The sequence below is a fragment of the Rossellomorea vietnamensis genome, from assembly GCF_008180615.1.
Taxonomy (GTDB): domain Bacteria; phylum Bacillota; class Bacilli; order Bacillales; family Bacillaceae_B; genus Rossellomorea; species Rossellomorea vietnamensis_D.
Map to the genome: position 1 here is coordinate 35910 of NZ_VTEH01000012.1, position 16086 is coordinate 51995.

16 protein-coding genes and 1 pseudogene are annotated in these 16086 nt (G+C 42.3%); 14 read left to right on the top strand and 3 right to left on the bottom strand.

Annotation, left to right across the window (positions count from 1 at the left end; genetic code table 11):
- Nucleotides 1-14: 14 nt before the first annotated feature.
- The 6 genes from FZC79_RS14850 (at nucleotide 15) to FZC79_RS14875 (ending at nucleotide 6176) form a co-directional block, all read left to right on the top strand.
- Nucleotides 15-866 carry an AraC family transcriptional regulator gene (locus FZC79_RS14850; protein WP_148947561.1) on the top strand — a complete coding sequence of 284 codons (852 nt, stop codon included), beginning with the start codon at nucleotides 15-17 and terminating at the stop codon, nucleotides 864-866.
- 214 nt (nucleotides 867-1080) lie between these two features.
- Nucleotides 1081-1668 (top strand): nitroreductase family protein, encoded by a 588-nt coding sequence (locus FZC79_RS14855; protein WP_148947631.1) that lies wholly within the window; start codon nucleotides 1081-1083, stop codon nucleotides 1666-1668.
- 212 nt (nucleotides 1669-1880) lie between these two features.
- A complete protein-coding gene (locus FZC79_RS14860; protein ID WP_148947562.1) occupies nucleotides 1881-2717 on the top strand; it encodes a class I SAM-dependent methyltransferase in 837 nt (278 codons plus the stop codon).
- Between the two features lie 14 nt (nucleotides 2718-2731).
- Complete coding sequence (locus FZC79_RS14865; protein ID WP_148947563.1) at nucleotides 2732-3667, top strand: ABC transporter substrate-binding protein; 936 nt, start codon at nucleotides 2732-2734, stop codon at nucleotides 3665-3667.
- A 531-nt stretch (nucleotides 3668-4198) separates the two neighbouring features.
- A complete protein-coding gene (locus FZC79_RS14870; RefSeq protein WP_148947564.1) occupies nucleotides 4199-5053 on the top strand; it encodes a DegV family protein in 855 nt (284 codons plus the stop codon).
- 22 nt (nucleotides 5054-5075) lie between these two features.
- Nucleotides 5076-6176 carry a flavin monoamine oxidase family protein gene (locus FZC79_RS14875; protein WP_148947565.1) on the top strand — a complete coding sequence of 367 codons (1101 nt, stop codon included), beginning with the start codon at nucleotides 5076-5078 and terminating at the stop codon, nucleotides 6174-6176.
- An 826-nt stretch (nucleotides 6177-7002) separates the two neighbouring features.
- Here the strand turns inward: FZC79_RS14875 and FZC79_RS14880 are convergent.
- Nucleotides 7003-7335 (bottom strand): winged helix-turn-helix transcriptional regulator, encoded by a 333-nt coding sequence (locus tag FZC79_RS14880; protein WP_148947566.1) that lies wholly within the window; start codon nucleotides 7333-7335, stop codon nucleotides 7003-7005.
- A 121-nt stretch (nucleotides 7336-7456) separates the two neighbouring features.
- Between FZC79_RS14880 and FZC79_RS14885 the strand changes: the two genes are divergently transcribed.
- Entirely contained in the window at nucleotides 7457-7948 is a 492-nt protein-coding gene (locus tag FZC79_RS14885) for a lactoylglutathione lyase family protein (RefSeq protein ID WP_148947632.1), read from the top strand.
- Between the two features lie 985 nt (nucleotides 7949-8933).
- On the opposite strand, the gene FZC79_RS14890 is transcribed toward FZC79_RS14885, so the two are convergent.
- Entirely contained in the window at nucleotides 8934-9482 is a 549-nt protein-coding gene (locus tag FZC79_RS14890; protein WP_148939653.1) for a ribonuclease H-like YkuK family protein, read from the bottom strand.
- Nucleotides 9483-9718: 236 nt separating this feature from the next.
- On the opposite strand from FZC79_RS14890, the gene FZC79_RS14895 reads away from it, so the two are divergent.
- The 6 genes from FZC79_RS14895 (at nucleotide 9719) to FZC79_RS14920 (ending at nucleotide 13769) form a co-directional block, all read left to right on the top strand.
- A complete protein-coding gene (locus FZC79_RS14895; protein WP_148947567.1) occupies nucleotides 9719-10354 on the top strand; it encodes a YhbD family protein in 636 nt (211 codons plus the stop codon).
- Nucleotides 10355-11002: a bactofilin gene (locus FZC79_RS14900; protein WP_148947568.1), complete on the top strand. Its 648-nt coding sequence runs from the start codon at nucleotides 10355-10357 to the stop codon at nucleotides 11000-11002.
- Between the two features lie 13 nt (nucleotides 11003-11015).
- Nucleotides 11016-11744, top strand: coding sequence for a polymer-forming cytoskeletal protein (locus FZC79_RS14905; protein WP_148947569.1), 729 nt, complete (start codon nucleotides 11016-11018; stop codon nucleotides 11742-11744).
- Between the two features lie 99 nt (nucleotides 11745-11843).
- On the top strand, nucleotides 11844-12257 hold the full coding sequence (locus FZC79_RS14910) for an RrF2 family transcriptional regulator (protein ID WP_148947570.1): 414 nt from the start codon (nucleotides 11844-11846) through the stop codon (nucleotides 12255-12257).
- 607 nt (nucleotides 12258-12864) lie between these two features.
- Nucleotides 12865-13404: a GNAT family N-acetyltransferase gene (locus FZC79_RS14915; protein ID WP_148947571.1), complete on the top strand. Its 540-nt coding sequence runs from the start codon at nucleotides 12865-12867 to the stop codon at nucleotides 13402-13404.
- 167 nt (nucleotides 13405-13571) lie between these two features.
- Nucleotides 13572-13769 (top strand): hypothetical protein, encoded by a 198-nt coding sequence (locus FZC79_RS14920; protein ID WP_148947572.1) that lies wholly within the window; start codon nucleotides 13572-13574, stop codon nucleotides 13767-13769.
- A 93-nt stretch (nucleotides 13770-13862) separates the two neighbouring features.
- Here the strand turns inward: FZC79_RS14920 and FZC79_RS14925 are convergent, their stop codons facing one another.
- A complete protein-coding gene (locus FZC79_RS14925) occupies nucleotides 13863-14243 on the bottom strand; it encodes a hypothetical protein (RefSeq protein ID WP_148947573.1) in 381 nt (126 codons plus the stop codon).
- 544 nt (nucleotides 14244-14787) lie between these two features.
- Between FZC79_RS14925 and FZC79_RS14930 the strand changes: the two are divergent.
- A pseudogene (locus FZC79_RS14930) lies at nucleotides 14788-16071 on the top strand (histidine--tRNA ligase).
- Nucleotides 16072-16086 lie beyond the last annotated feature (15 nt).

Consider the following 16086-nt stretch of genomic DNA (forward strand, 5'->3'; position numbering starts at 1 on the left):
AGGGGATAGACCCAATGTACACACATAATATCCTTAAAATATTGAACAGTTATGTTTATGCGGTACACTCTGTCGATTACTATGTGAATCAAGAAGCCAAAATGATGTTTAGCAGTAATGAGGGATCCTATCATTGTCTTTGTTATATTAATAAAGGAAGTGGAAAAGTTTCTGTAAATGAGGACACGTTTTCGTTTTCAGCCGGCTCTCTATTTCTCTTTGTCCCGGGTGTACAAATCAAGGGACTTATGGCAGCAGGCGTCGAATTTTACCTTGTCCGCTTTCGGTACGCTATAGCCTATTACGAAAATGAATGGGTGTTTGACGGAACTCCTTCCAAATTTCCAATCGAGGGTGAACTGACAATCAAAAATACAGCCCATATTTTGACTGTATTTAAAAATCTTAAGAGGGCTGCCGAGCGACAGGGAAAAATAGGATCAATAAAATTAAAAGCACTATTAAATGAGCTGATTTTTCTAGTTATTGAGGATATTCGATCACAACTGATGGAAGGCAGTGTGCAAAAGGGAATCGAACAATCCATCGATTTTATGGAAGAACATTACTGCGCTCCAATCACACTTGAGCAGCTCAGCCAGACAGCTGGATTAAGCAGCAGCTACTATTCTAAGTGTTTCAAAGACTATACAGGGCAGCCGCCTATCGATTACTTAAGAGAAATCAGGTTGAAAAAAGCAAAGGAATTACTGATGTTTTCGAAGGAAAAGTTGAAAGTTGTAGCTGGGCTGGTTGGCTATCAGGATGAATTTTACTTTAGCAGGGTATTTAAAAAACAGTTTGGAGTATCTCCAAAAGAGTTCGCGAAACAGTTCCGTTCAAATCAGGACATAGAGAACCGTTAAGAAGTTCTTTTGACAACAAATATCATCCTTGAGAGGGCAGCCTTCCGAAGAAAATAGTTAGGGCCGTAATGGAAAGACGTATAGTGGGATGCAGTAGGAATCGCGGGTTAAAAGAATATAATCCATAGTTTTGAAGAGAGATATCTATGGAGTCAGGTCCTTTTTTTCTTTAAAATTAATGAGAATGATAATCAATAACAATAAGGAGATTGAAATGGAGAATGCAATTTACCGTTCACCCAACAAAAGTATTAAGAACATGATCCGTGAAAGGAGGAGTATTCGAGAATACTTAAATGTCTCAGTAGAGAGGGAGTTGGTTGCAGAATTGTTGAATAGCGCAGTCTGGGCACCGAACCATCTGAAAACAGAACCATGGCGGTTTATCATGATTGATGGTGAAAGCAGATTAACCATGCTCGAAGGGATGCGAGAATATTATAGCAGTACAGGCTTCCTGGATAACCTCTCAGAGACTCATCTTGAAAAGATTAAGGAGAATTTCTTGAAAACTCCTGCTCATCTTGTTGTTGTAATGCGTGAGGAGGAGACGGAGAAAAAATGGGAAGAAGCATTTGCAGCAACTTGTGCACTAATCCAAAACTTCCAACTGTTAGCTTGGGAGCAAGGTCTGGGAGTGGTCTGGAAAACAAATGACCATAATGCCAGTTCTCTTTTTAAACACAGGATCGGAATCCAAGGGTCGGAGAAAATTGTGGGGATTCTGCAACTGGGATACCCCGCCAGTATTCCAAAATCAAAACCAAGAAAGACAGCAGAAGAACTGCTTACATTTTTATGATAAGGCTGTTTTTGCATATATTGTTGCTTTTGGAAAAATCCCATGAGCCGGATTTTTTCCCGCATAATGAGAGTTTTAACTCTATACGGGGACGTGCAGCTCTTTTCTTTTCGGTTCTATGAGATTTCATCTTCGCAATAGGATATTTTTTTGAGATTAGTATCAACTAGCAACAAAGTTCGAAAAGAGCCTATGAAAATGAGGTGTAAATAATGGTAAAAGAAGTTTTGGCTAAGAAATGGGAAGTAGGGGCCGTTCACTACGCAAAAGGTTCAAGCGCTGTAAATGAAGCGCTTTGGAGAAAGATTATACAAGAAATCATCGGTGCTGATCTGCAGCAAGAGGTGTTAGATGTAGGAACGGGTCCTGGTTTCCTGGCAATAATCGCTGCTGAATTAGGACATCGATCAACGGGGCTGGACCTTTCTCAATCCATGCTGGCTATAGCAAAAGAGAAAGCGGCGGACAGGAAGCTTGCGTGCCAATTTGTACAAGGAGATGCTGAAAGCCTGCCGTTCAAATCTGACAGGTTTGACTTTGTGATGAACCGGCTTAATCTCTGGACACTGCCTAATCCCGGCAAAGGAATTCATGAGTGGGTCCGTGTCCTGAAGCCTCAAGGGAAATTGGCAGTTTTCGTGAATGATATAAAAAACCCTTTCGAGCAAACTAAAGAGCTGAAGGATCACGATACACAAAATATATTTACAAAAGAATATTTTGAAGCGTTTCAACATCTCCCTTTTGCCAGGGCTCTGCCGTCACAAGTAAAAGCATTATTTGAAGCAGCAGGTCTTCGTGATGTAACCATTCAGCCAATAAAGGATAAAAGAACGTATACGCCTGAACATGTAAGGGGATTTTTACAAACGAATAAGATACAAGAACACGAAATCGACCGGATACTCAACACTATTGATGATGAAGAGAGTGTGAAGGAAATCCTGAGAAAGTTAAATCTTGGGGAGACAGTATGGAAAAGAAACGAAGATAATTCTGAGTTTGTTTTTATCCGCCACATGGCTGGTGTCGTAGGAACAAAAGAGTAGAAGGAGCAGCTAATATGAAAAACTATGGATATCTGCTTATTTTACCCTTTCTTGTAATCACTCTCCATGGCTGCAATTCGGGTGCAGTTGAAAAAGTCAGTGTGGAATCGTCATCGGAAGGGCTTACCATTTCCCATGCAAAAGGAGAAACAACTTTAACAGATTATCCCGAGAAGGTGGCTGCTCTTTCCGTATTTCATACAGATTATTTAGCCGCATTAGACATCACTCCTTCCGCCGCTGTTACCTATGATCAGGATGGACACACACACCTTCCTTATCTAAGTCATGAACTAGAAGATGTGAATCAATTGGGTACTCAAAGCAATCCTGATATTGAGCGCCTTATGAGCAGTGCTCCAGACATTATTTTAGGAGAAAAAGAGCATGAAAGTCACTATGATACATTGGAAAAAGTAGCCCCAACCGTCATATTGGGCAAAACAGATAACTGGCGTACCTATTTAAACCAGATTGCTGCCATAGTTGGAAGAGAAACCAAAGCAGAAGCCGTTATTGCACAATATGATCAAAAAGCCGATGAGGTAAGACATAAACTGGAAACAAAAATGGGCAATGAGTCGATAATCTTTATGAGAGTACGAGCAAAGGAATTAAGGGTTTATGGAGCTCAATGGAATGTGGGAGATGTACTATATAAGGATTTGGCATTAAAGGCAGCCACCTGCGTACCAATGGATGATTGGGCGCAGTCTGTTTCTTTTGAAATATTACCAGAGTGCAACCCTGATCATATCATTCTCCAAGTCGATGATGACGAAAAAGCTTACAAAAAAATAGAAGAACTTAAAAAAAGTAAAATTTGGGCCAATCTGAAAGCCGTCCAAAACGGTCATATCTATCCAGTTGAACACTGGTTTATTATGAGCGGGCCATTAAGTAATATGGCTAAGTTGGAAAGTATTGAAAAAATGATGGAAGATCTTTGAAGAACGTAAAAGAAGGAGTGGTGGCAAATGCCTCCCCTCTATACAGAGGACGGTGCCAGAATTCCTATTCGGCCTGACAGCTGTATGTATAGCAGAAAGCACAAATTCTATCTTGCCACTGAAAAGCATCCGTCAAATGAGACGGATGCTTTGGATTTGTCATAATGGAAATAATAGAGGGTGTGAAGATGGCTCCCTTGTCCGTCCTGCGTGAACCGCTAACCTATCTTCTTCAGGGAAGTCTGTCTCAGAACCACCGCCGAGGCTGGGTCCAGACCAAAGTTCGCCTGATAGAACAATGAAACTCGTCGATAGAACCATAATTTTCGTTGATAGAGACCTCGAACTCGTTGATAGCCTCCTCAGCAAGAAATATTCCACAGCCAAATTTAGTGTACAGCACACACTAAATCCACAAAAATAATGATTATCACAATATTAATATCCCTATCTCATGTATAGTTAAAGCAAGACAATATAATAATGCAGAAAGAGTACATGCGCGACCAATATAACCAAGGGGGAAATAGAATGCGAAGGATCATTTTAACGACCGAAAGCGGTGCCGACTTACCGGAGGATTTGGCCCAAAAGTACAATGTACAGGTGGTTCCCATGCACATTATCATGGACGGGAAAGATTATTTAGACGGTTCTCTGCCGGTCCAGGAAATCTATGACTATTATGGTCGCACGAAAAAAATTCCCTCCACGACCTCAACAAATGCTCATGAATATGAAGAGTTATTTACAAGAATCAGACAAGAATCTCCGGACAGCATCATTGTTCATGTCGGTTATACATCAAAAGCGTCTTCTTCTTTTCAAAATGCGGTCATTGCCGCGGAAGAATTTCAAGACATTTATCTCATCGATGCACTCAATGTTACCGGCGGATTAGCTGCCGTGGTTGTATACGCGGGAGAGCTGCTAGAAAAAGAACCGGAAATTGAACCACAGCGCCTGGTTGAGAAAATAGAGGAAATCGTTCCAAAATCAAGGCTGGCTTTCATACCGGGAAGCCTGGAGTTTCTGAGAGCAGGAGGACGTGTAAGTAACATGGCGTCTCTCATTGGGACTCTTTTAAAAATAAAACCGTGCATAGAGCTGAAGGACGGCAAGCTTATGTCCACGAAGAAGTACCGCGGAAAGATGAGCGGAGCAGCTGAAAAGCTATTCAAAGATTACTTGAATGAATTTGATATTGATAGAGAACAGCAGCTCTATCTGATCTATTCAATCGGACTCGATGAAGCTATCAAACAGCGGATGGACGAGGTTGCCCGCGAAAATGGCTTCCAGAAGATCAGATGGATTCAGGCAGGCGGAATGATCTCCACTCATTCGGGCGCCGGCGGCTTTGGAGTGGCAGGGTTAGAAAAGTAGTACAAAGATTGGAGTGTAATATATGAAGGATCCCGTCATCATTATCGGGGCAGGGTTGAGCGGTCTCCGAGCGGCTTCCCTCCTTATTTCAAAAGGCATCGAGTGCAAGGTTTTGGAGGCACGCGGGCGGACTGGCGGAAGAGTGTTGAGTCAGGAGGTCGAGGACAGACCGGAGATTGGCCGATTTGACCTTGGGCCAACCTGGTTTTGGCCGGAGCATGAGCCTGTCATCACCAATTTAGTCAGCGAGCTCGAGTTAAACACAATCGACCAGCATACAGAAGGAGCTGTTCTTCTCGAACAATCTCCCGGAGGTCCAATTCAGCAGCATTTGCTGCCGGAAGGGTCGAGTGAAAAATCGGTCAGGCTGGCGGGAGGGATCAAGTCGCTCATTGACGCCCTGGCTCAAACTCTTCCCCAAAACACAATTGAACTCAACACGCGGGTAACAGCAATTTCTATGGAAGAAGAAAAGGTTGTCATTGAAGCAGCACTCAGGGATGGAACACAGAAGAAGATTCCAGCAGGAGCAGTCATTTTAGCTTTGCCTACCCGGTTGGCAGCACAGAGAATTGAATTCTCGCCAAACCTTCCTAAAGAGCTAGTGGACAGCCTGGAGAACAAGCCGACCTGGATGGCGGGACAGGCTAAGATTCTCGCTATATATGACCGCCCTTTTTGGAGAGGGGACGGCCTTTCCGGACAGGCTATGAGCTGGGCTGGCCCCTTGCAAGAGATTCATGATGCCTCTCCTCTAACTGGATATGGTGCGCTCTTCGGTTTCTTCAGCTTGTCTGCAAAACAACGCCAACAGCTGGGGAAGGAAAAGGTTCTCGAATTAGCCCTCGATCAATTGACCCGGCTATTCGGACCGCAGGCTGAAAAGCCGGTCTCTGTCCTTTACAAGGATTGGTCCGCCGATTCCAAAACGGCAGTAGAGGACGACCACCAGCCGCTCAGCAGTTTTCCGGCCTATGGACTGCCAGTAAACAGCGGTGCCTGGGAAAAGAAAATCCTGTTTGCAGGAACAGAAACCTCGGCGGAATCCGGAGGGCATCTGGAAGGGGCACTGCGGTCGGCCGAGCGTGCGGTTTCTGAGGTGCTGGAATTATATAAAATATAAAGAGGCTCAGCCATTGTGCTGAGCCTCAAAAAAGCGTAAAAAAAGGGGCTGGGACACAATTAAGGTCAGATCTATAATAGCCGAATAGTGTAAGGTACCGAAACAAAAATGTCGCCCTGCGCTTTTTTGGGGGCGCTCCCGTCTGAAGTTATGGCTACATCGGTCGCCCCGCGTTTTTTTGGGGGCGCTCCAGTCCGAAGTTACGGCTACATCGGTCGCCCCGCGTTTTTTTTGGGGGCGCTCCAGTCCGAAGTTACGGCTGCATCGGTCGCCCCGCGTTTTTTTGGGGGCGCTCCAGTCCAAAGTTCTTGCCACATCGGTCGCCATGGGCATAATTTGTGCCGCTCCAGTCCGAAGTTACGGCTACATCGGTCGCCATGGGCATAATTTGTGCCGCTCCCGTCCGAAGTTACGGCTACATCGGTCGCCATGGGCATAATTTGTGCCGCTCCCGTCTGAAGTTACGGCTACATCGGTCGCCATGGGCATAATTTGTGCCGCTCCCGTCCGAAGTTACGTCTACACCGGTCGCCATGGGCATACTTTGTGCCGCTCCCGTCCGATGTTACGTCTACATCGGTCGCCATGGGCATAATTTGTGCCGCTCCCGTCCGAAGTTACGGCTACATCGGTCGCCCCTCGCATAATTTGTGCCGCTCCCGTCCGAAGTTACGGCTACATCGGTCGCCCCGCGCATTATTTGTGCCGCTCCCGTCCGAAGTTGCATCTATAACGGTGGCCCTGCCCAAATACCTCCTGCCCCAGCCTCTTTTTATGGAAAAAGCATCTTCGACAAAAACAGACAAAACCCGGGTGGTGACTGTCACTAGTGCTGCCCGCTGCCCCACTTGTGCATCTCCTCTAACAATGGCTTTAAGGTCTCTCCCTTTTCAGAAATGGAATACTCCACTTTTGGCGGTACTTCGTTGTATTGCTTTCTATTGATCAGCCCTTCTTGCTCAAGTTCCTTCAGCTGCTGGCTGAGCATCTTGTGGGTGATACCCGGCAAGAGTCTTCTCAGCTCGTTATAGCGATGAATCCCATCGAAGGCAAGATGCCAAAGGATGACGAGTTTCCACTTGCCTCCAACCTTGTTCAGTGTATATTCAATCGAGCATTTCAGCTTCCCGTTTTCATCTACTTCAATGGAACTGTCCATCTCTGTTCACTCCTTGCTTCCCTTTTGGGTAGTATCTCTCCAAAAAGTGCATACTTTTGTGTAGAAGAATAACCGTTTATGATAAGAACTGTCAAACCAATGAAGGAGGAAATTGAACATGATGACTTATCCAAGAAACTTTTCACATATCGGTTTATCCGTTCCCGACCTGGACAAAGCAGTGGCATTCTACACAGAAATTTTCGGATGGTACACGCTGATGGAGCCTTCGGATGTCCAAAATGACGACACGCCTATCGGCCAAATGTGCCGTGATGTCTTCGGCGATGATTGGGAAAGCTTCCGTATAGCCCATCTTTCCACTGGTGATAAAATAGGAATCGAACTATTTGAATTTCCTCAAAACGAGCAGCCAGAAAACAATTTTGAATACTGGAAAACAGGTATTTTTCACTTTTGTGTCCAGGATCCTGATATCGAGGGACTCGTCGAGAAAATAAAAAAACACGGAGGCAAGCAGCGCATGCCAATTCGTGAATACTATCCTGACGACAAGCCTTATAAAATGGTTTATGTGGAAGACCCATTCGGAAATATCTTTGAGATTTACACTCACAGCTATGAGCTGACCTACTCACAAGGTGCATACTAATAAGGAAAAGGGCCGGCCCCCGGTATCGGGAGCACGGCCCTTTATTTCATATCTTCGGGATTTCTACCATGACTAATAACCTCTAAAGAAGAAAGAGGTCCCTTTTTTCTCCTGCGAACATTTTTCTGTCAGGGCTGAAAGGGGTGCTTGCGCATTTTAAATTAGAGGGAAAAATTCCCCTTATTAACCTGTAACAGAACCCCAACCTAATATTACGGGAACAAACTTGCTTTTTTTCTGTTAGTTACTCTGCTACCGGTTTGATAAAGTATTTACGTATTGGGTGGCAGGTCCTTAGTGTTCACTGTTTTTTTTTGCGGCCTTCTCTAAAATAACTGTACCTATATTGCCTATCCATAGCACTGCTAATAGCAAGGGCAGGTACTCTTCAAATATATCTCTGCCGATATTAAAAAAGCAAGAGTAAATGAAAGTCCTGCTATCATAGAAAAACCAAAAAATATGGCCTTGAGTTTTTTCATACCAGTCACCACTACTTTTAGAAATTATCATACCAATTTTTCCATAATATTCTACTTTGGTTTACTTTTAAAAAGTGTGAAAAGGTTACTCGTTCCGTAGTTCAAAGGTAGCAAGGCAGGGGCGTCTATCATTCAGGAGCCTGCCCCCTTGTGTGCCATAAAACCTGAAGTGAAAAAGTACAATTGCTTTATCTACTAGAGGAAGAAAATTCCTTTATTTAGCCCCAAGCATTAGAAATAGGTACCTTTTCTTCAGATAAGGGAAAAAACTTCCCTTATTCATCAGTAAAATGAGATCACATCTGCAAATAAGGGAAAAATCGTCCCTTATTTTTTTGCCGCTGGTTACTCATTACGGTAAAGCTTCTGGGGGGCAGACACCTGAAACTAAAGCGGCCAATTCGTCAATCCTATTCCATGAGGTTACAAGTATATAAAGAGGGACCCCACAGCAAAAAAACCAGCACACCTCTAAGGGGTGCTGATTTTAAAAATATCTATAACTAACCATTCCGCCTCTTCGTATACCGGTTCGCATAGCTCGAAGCCACAAACGCATCCGGCTTGATTTTCGGCTCAACACCCATCGCTTCCATGCGGGCGACCATCTCTGTCACGAACTTATTCGTCTTGCTTTTTTTTCCTGCTCCGATGTCAATATGGCCCTCCATGGTAAAAGAAGCTCCTTTATAAATATTAGGAAGGACGATGTCGATCAACTGATTTTTTCGTTCTTCCGTAAATAGCGAAACAATCTCCTCAGATAGAGATAACTCATATGAAATCCGCTCATGCAGCTGCAGCATTTTCCGCGGAACAACTACTTTCCTGATGCAGGCCCAAACTCCTTTTCCTTCGTTTAAAATAACAATTCCCGTGATGAAGGTGGTGTGCCTGGAGTGGACCTGAGAGTCCGTCCCAACCATTAGCCGGTAGCTTCCGTTTGGCTGAATTCTCATGAATTTTACAATATGCTCAAAGACCTGTTCAAACGACATCCCGCTTTTCTTCAGGTTTCGGAATGAGTAGTGATCAGCACCATCGCTTTTCATCTTTCATATCACAGCCTTCTTGAAATTTGTGGTGTACAAAGAACCCTTCCTTCTATCCTATGACAGGAAAATTTGTTTGATGTGGGCAAATAAAAACAGGCTGATTGCGAGGTGCAAAGACTTTATCCGTTCGACAAAAACCAACAAATCCCGGGTGGTGACTGTCACTAGAGGACATTATTTCACCTTTACAACGTAACAGTGTTATGTTACGTTAATAACAAGGAGTGAAGAACATGGATAAAGACTTGATTTCCAAGAAGGATCTGCTGGAGCAGACGGATATTACGTATGGCCAGCTTTATCGCTGGAAGCGGAAGAAGCTGATTCCTGAGGATTGGTTTATTAGAAAGTCAACGTTTACGGGCCAGGAAACCTTTTTTCCGAAAGAGCAGATACTCGAGAGAATCGGCAGGATAAAAGAACTGAAGGATCATCTGTCATTGGATGAATTAGCAGGGGCCCTGACGCCAAAGGCGAAGGATATCCAAATCACAAAGGAAGATTTCATCCAAAGTAACATTGTTTCGTCCAATACGGTTTCTATTTTTGAAGAGCTACTTGGTCCACTCGATAGCATTACTTTTCAAACCGGCTTGTACTTGTATCTTTTAGACAGAGCTTTGGCCACAGGGGAAGTCGGCTGGGAAGAAGGAAAGCAGATTCTGCAGACGCTGGATGCTCATTTTCCTAAGCTGGAGGATAAGCAGGCTTCTTTGGTGGTTTTAAGAAAAATGGGTGTTGTAACAGTGCTGCTTCTGACGAATGTCGATGACTTTTATGTGGATGAGAAGACGAAAATAGCTGTTTCATTGTCCATCGATTCGGAAACAGATGGGCTGATGAAAAAGCTGACAGCGGGAGGTTTTTAAATGAGCGGAGAGAGAACGAAACGGTTGAAAGTGATCGGAGAAGGCACTTATCCTGGCGGAGATTATGAAAAAGTGAATGTGACCGGGCAGGGGAAGGTTTCCGGAAATCTTCGTGCTGTCGAGACGAAGGTGACGGGTGAAGGCCATGTAAAGGGAAAGGCTGCGATCAATCAGTTGAAGGTGACGGGAAAACTGACCATCGACGAAGAATTAAGCAGCAATGAGCTGAACATCATCGGTGAGCTGAATGTCGGAAGCTCTTTAAAGGCAAATTCCGGAACTGTAAGAGGGTTTCTGAATAGTTCAGGAAATGCTGAGCTGGAAAAGCTTGAAGTTAAAGGCGGCGTTAATATCAATGGCCTGTTGAATGTCGGGGAGCTAATCATCAACCTGCAAGGAGCGCCGAGCAAGGCAACCGAAATTGGCGGAGAAACGATCAAGGTGAAGGGCAGAAGTTTTTTCAGCCGCCCTCAAACCCTCCAAGCAGAGGTCATCGAAGGCGACAGCATCTATCTTGAGAATACCACAGCCAAAATGGTCAGGGGCAGCAACGTCGAAATCGGGTCTGGCTGTCATATCGAGAAGGTGGAATATCGATCGACGTTCATCAATAAGGATAAAACAATTTTAGAAGCTAAAAAGATTTAAAGGGGGATTAGCGATGAATCAGGAAACGAAAGAAGCTTTGATATTGTCAGGGAGCAGCGAAACAGGCGGCGGCTCGTTTTCAAAGGTCGAAATCAATGGAAGCGGCAAGATTACAGGGGATGTCCATTGTGAAAGTCTGGAATGCAATGGTTCCGCCAAAGTATATGGAAACATCACCTCTGAGCATACGCTCATCAGAGGAAGCATGAATATACAGGGAGACCTTACTTCAGACAAAATCGAAGTGCAAGGAAATGCAGACGTGAGCGGCCAGGCGGCGTTCAGGAACATGGAAATCAAGGGACAGGCGAAAGTGGATCAATCACTGAAGGGAGACCACATCCTTCTCGAAGGTATGATAAAGGTGAAGGGCGACTGTGAAGTGGAGGCTGCTGACCTCAAGGGTGCCTTTACAATCGATGGCCTGCTTAACAGCGACCGCATTACGATCGAACTGCATGGAAAATCAAAGGTAAAAGAAATCGGCGGAGAAACCATTACGGTGAAACGATCCGGGCCTTCCATCCTAAACTTGGATAAATTCATCAAAACCTGGAGCAAAGAGCTGCAGGCGGAACTGATTGAAGGCGACACTATCAATCTTGAATACACCAAGGCAAAAGTGGTCCGCGGAAATAATGTAGAAATCGGGTCCGGCTGTCAGATTGAGCTTGTGGAGTACCGAAATGACCTGAAGGTGTCGGAAAAAGCAAAAGTAGGTAAAAGTGTGAAGCTGCAATAGCGCAGCCCCAATTTCTTCAGAAAATCACCTTTCATCTTCCCTAATCATTTTGACTTTTTATGGAGAATGTCTCAAAATGAAGGGAGATGAGGTGACACAATGAGCGAAAATGTAACGAGTGTAAAGTGGTTTGGCATGGCGATTCAGGCTCTGGTGGTCATGGCCAGCAATGAAGGACTCTGTCCAAGCGGCCAACTGGCAGAAAAGCTTAATTCCAAATCAGTCTTTTTAAGAAAAATATTAAGGCATCTTGTAAAAGAAGAGCTGATTCAGGCGAAGGAAGGCCGGGACGGCGGCTATTATCTTGTGAAAAAACCTGAAGACATCAAGCTGTCTGACGTGTATGAAGCGATGAGATCGGAAACCTTTCCTAAAGGATTCTTTGATGTAGAAAGCAAAGAATGCTTTGCTCCATGTACGCGTGAATCCATGGGTGAGCTGCGCGATGAAATGGAAAGCTGGGTAGTGAGCGGATTGGAGCAGAAGACGATTAAGGATTTGATGAAGTCTTAGAAGTTTTCGAAAAACTAATAGATTACTAAAAGAGCGACGCGATGCAGCGTTGCTTTTTTTATGCTTTGGCTGTTTTCGCAAAGATTGTGGCTATTAATAGTGGTGGATTTCCGCTCCAGGCGTACGACTCCGCGGGGCGGGCGTTGAGCCTCCTCGGCTTCGCCTGCGGGGTCTCACCTGTCCCGCTATTCCCGCAGGAGATCGCACGCCTTCCGCTCCAATCCTTCTACGTAAAAATGGGGAGGAGGATAATTTAGCATTCGAAAGCAACATTCTTCTAGAAAAGAGCCTTGATTTTTAACCAAGTTCAACTAGATCAATTATTAAATTTCCATCCTAACTGTAAAAGTTCTGTCACATTAATATCCTTAAAGAGGGAAGAACGTCTTTTAATTCAGCGGATGATAGGTGACATTATAGGTAAAATCTTTGCAGAGAAAAAAGGTGTAAATGAATTAATTTTTAATGAAAAGATACCTTTGAATTATTTCCGTTGGATCCTCTTCCATCTTCAAAAGGGGTGGCTGGTTGACTGAGCTTGCACAGTTAAGGGAAAATAAGGTAATTAAAAGTTTTAATTATCGAATACAACGCAGGGGGAAACGAAATGAAAATCGAGCAAGTTTTTGACTATCATATAAATGATGAGTTAAGAAGTAAGCTGCAAAACCTTTTAATAGAATGTTTTTCAGATGGCTATCCACAGGAGAGAATTTATTTTAAACAGGTACCTCATTTTCGGTTCGTAGCAAGGGATGGTCATGATCAACTTGTTGGTCAAGTTGGTTTGGATTACAGAGTGATGAATTTAAACGGAACACCTATAAGGGTTCTTGGTGTAATAGATTTATGTGTCTCTAAAACAAATCGGTCACAGGGAATAGGGACCTTATTACTAGATAAGATAGAAGATTTCTGTGAAGGGAAATCAGTTGATTTTATCCTCTTGTTCGCAGATAACAAAAAATTGTACTCCAATGCAGGTTTTAAGTCTGTAAATAATCAGTGTAAATGGCTGCAAATAGACGATGAAAATCAAACCACTCATGGAATTGGAAATGAAAGAATAAATGAACTCATGATTAAAGAAGTGGGTAGTATAAAGTGGGAGGATGGCAATATAGATCTATTAGGATACCTTTATTAAACTGAATGGAGGCGTTTCCGGAACAACAGAAAGGCCATATCCATTATTGCGGCAGTGAATTAAAAGATTAATGGAAGTGCGTTGGACTGTTCAAATCCGGGGCTGGCGCTATTTCCAAAAGCAGCAATTTATGTGAAAACAGTTTTGAGTAAACGGGGGTGGAGTAAATGGATCAACGTTTCGAATTTAGCTTTAAAAACAAAGAAGTAAGAATGTTGATTTACTTGGCAGTACCAACGTTTATTGTAGGAGCCATCCTTATATATTATGGTGACGGATATTATCATTGGATCCCTTATTTGTTGTTTCTTACTATCTTTTATATTTGGCGTTTCTTTTACAGAAGGAAAAGAAAGAAAGAATAATAAGTTACACAGTAAAAAAACAGACCTGATTGGCTCTGTTTTTTACGTTTTAATTCCTTTTTATCCCCTTGAAGCCCCTGTTGTTGAAGAAACTTATTGTAGAGTTGAATTAAAGATTGCACCATAATAAGTATCGTCAATTTTTATAGCAACTACAGGATTACTCCGGTCCTGTTCAATAATTTCAAATATTTTAGTCCCAGCCTGTAAGTTGAGGGTTGAATCATATTTTTCTGCTTCACCATTCTCTTTTATTTCGTCTACTATTGCTTTGATTTCCCCGATTTCTTTTCCTACATCTTCAACTAATACTTTACCGCGTTCAATAGTGTATACACTACCATCAAAAGCAAATGCCCCTTTTGATTCACTTGGAGTTTCACCTATTATTTTTCTTGGTTCTTCCGTTGTAGAACAAGCAGCCAGTGAAACGATAGTAATAAGTATGAACATACTTTTTAAAATTAATCTCAAGGAATCCCCCCTTACCTCTATCTATTTTAACACCTATTCGCATATTTCTTTTTTCTTTGCCAATTCAATAATTCAGCTCCATTACTTGGACAGAGGGGATGCTGGTCGTTACTACCCTAAAGAACCGAAGATTTATTCTATCTTCCGCAGCGGTTCTATATATTATATGGGTAAGGCTGGCTTCGAATGGGGTAAGAACGTTGACGAGGATCAAAATGATGGCAAGTAACAATTTTGAGAGTTGTAGATCATTGTAAGACTTGGTTGCTCATGTAAAGGTACGGTTAGTTGAAGAAGAAGTAATTGAATACCTCATTGGAATATGATAACATTGTTGGAAATTAGAGGTGAGTATTTATGCAATCATTTAATAAGGCAATTATCTCGTTCTCACAACTACATCATCATATCAAGTAGCCTTGCTATCCGATTTATTAAAAATCGTTAATAGGAAGGCTATTTATCATTAAACCGTATTTGATTAAGTTCAACACTTAAATCAAGTGCGGTTTTTTATTTTATTAAAAAATGGGAGGCAATGAAAATGAAGAAAATGGATTATCAAAATGTTAAGGGTACTCAAGATTACTTGCCGGATGCTGAGGTGGTAAGAAGAGACATAAGACGATCATTAGAAGATGTTTTTATCCAATATGGATGTAAACCATTGGAAACACCTATATTAAATTATACCGAATTAATGGCTTCTAAGTATGGCGGCGGAGCAGAAATATTAGAAGAAATGTATACATTATCTGATAGAGGAGAAAGAGATTTAGCTTTACGCTATGACCTCACTATACCATTTGCAAAGGTTGTCGCGATGAACCCGACACTAAAGATGCCTTTTAAACGATATGAAATTGGTAAGGTATTTAGGGATGGACCGATTAAAACTGGAAGGTTTCGTGAGTTCACCCAATGTGATGTTGATATAGTAGGTGTGGATTCGCAAATCGCTGAAGCTGAATTAATGGTTATGGCATAGGATGCTTTCAGGAAACTTGAATTGAAGGTAACGATTCAATATAACAATCGAAAGGTATTAACTGGAATGCTTGATGTATTTGGTACTGATGATGAAAAAATCAATAAAGTAGTCTTAATTCTAGATAAGCTTGAAAAGGGGGGAATAGAATCTGTTGTTTCTGAGCTTAATGAACAAGGATTATCAAGTCCAACCATTACTCTAATTAAACAGTTTTTAATCGATGATGGAAATTCAAGCCTTGGCTATTTTGAATCATTTGCCGAACAAAATAAAGAGGTAAGACAAGGTTTAAAGGAACTAAAAGAGTTAGAGTCATATCTTGAATTTCTAGGAGTAAAAGAGCAGTGCGTATTCAATCCATTTTTAGCAAGAGGTTTAGAGATATATACTGGTACAATTTATGAAATATTCTTGGTTGACCAATCAATTAAATCAAGTATAGGGAGCGGCGGAAGATATGATAACGCAATCGGTGGGTTGATAGGTACAAACCAAAACTTTTCAACAGTAGGAATTTCATTTGGCTTAGATGTAATCTATACGGCTGTAAGTTCGACTGTGAAAAAATCAAAAGAAAATCCGTATGTGGATTTTTATATAGTTCCATTAGGTACTCAAAAAGAATCTCTATTGGTAGCGAGCTATTTAAGAAACAAGGGTTATAAAGTTGAATATGAAATGAGTAACAAAAAGTTAAGCAAAGCACTTGATAAAGCAAATAAAGAGAAGCTTCGCAGCGTTATTATTATCGGAGAGGATGAAGTTAGAAATAACCAGATTAAAGTAAAAGATATGTTTACAGGCGATGAAAGGACTGAGTCATATCGATTTAACTGATTTATTTTTTTAAAG

What these genes read in the sequence shown, in the direction of transcription:
- FZC79_RS14915 (WP_148947571.1), top strand. Translation starts at nt 12,865, where the DNA reads ATGAAAATCGAGCAAGTTTTTGACTATCATATAAATGATGAGTTAAGA.
- FZC79_RS14870 (WP_148947564.1), top strand. Translation starts at nt 4,199, where the DNA reads ATGCGAAGGATCATTTTAACGACCGAAAGCGGTGCCGACTTACCGGAG.
- FZC79_RS14895 (WP_148947567.1), top strand. Translation starts at nt 9,719, where the DNA reads ATGGATAAAGACTTGATTTCCAAGAAGGATCTGCTGGAGCAGACGGAT.
- FZC79_RS14905 (WP_148947569.1), top strand. Translation starts at nt 11,016, where the DNA reads ATGAATCAGGAAACGAAAGAAGCTTTGATATTGTCAGGGAGCAGCGAA.
- FZC79_RS14865 (WP_148947563.1), top strand. Translation starts at nt 2,732, where the DNA reads ATGAAAAACTATGGATATCTGCTTATTTTACCCTTTCTTGTAATCACT.
- FZC79_RS14890 (WP_148939653.1), bottom strand. Translation starts at nt 9,482, where the DNA reads ATGAAAAGCGATGGTGCTGATCACTACTCATTCCGAAACCTGAAGAAA.
- FZC79_RS14885 (WP_148947632.1), top strand. Translation starts at nt 7,457, where the DNA reads ATGACTTATCCAAGAAACTTTTCACATATCGGTTTATCCGTTCCCGAC.
- FZC79_RS14920 (WP_148947572.1), top strand. Translation starts at nt 13,572, where the DNA reads ATGGATCAACGTTTCGAATTTAGCTTTAAAAACAAAGAAGTAAGAATG.
- FZC79_RS14850 (WP_148947561.1), top strand. Translation starts at nt 15, where the DNA reads ATGTACACACATAATATCCTTAAAATATTGAACAGTTATGTTTATGCG.
- FZC79_RS14860 (WP_148947562.1), top strand. Translation starts at nt 1,881, where the DNA reads ATGGTAAAAGAAGTTTTGGCTAAGAAATGGGAAGTAGGGGCCGTTCAC.
- FZC79_RS14910 (WP_148947570.1), top strand. Translation starts at nt 11,844, where the DNA reads ATGAGCGAAAATGTAACGAGTGTAAAGTGGTTTGGCATGGCGATTCAG.
- FZC79_RS14875 (WP_148947565.1), top strand. Translation starts at nt 5,076, where the DNA reads ATGAAGGATCCCGTCATCATTATCGGGGCAGGGTTGAGCGGTCTCCGA.
- FZC79_RS14900 (WP_148947568.1), top strand. Translation starts at nt 10,355, where the DNA reads ATGAGCGGAGAGAGAACGAAACGGTTGAAAGTGATCGGAGAAGGCACT.
- FZC79_RS14880 (WP_148947566.1), bottom strand. Translation starts at nt 7,335, where the DNA reads ATGGACAGTTCCATTGAAGTAGATGAAAACGGGAAGCTGAAATGCTCG.
- FZC79_RS14855 (WP_148947631.1), top strand. Translation starts at nt 1,081, where the DNA reads ATGGAGAATGCAATTTACCGTTCACCCAACAAAAGTATTAAGAACATG.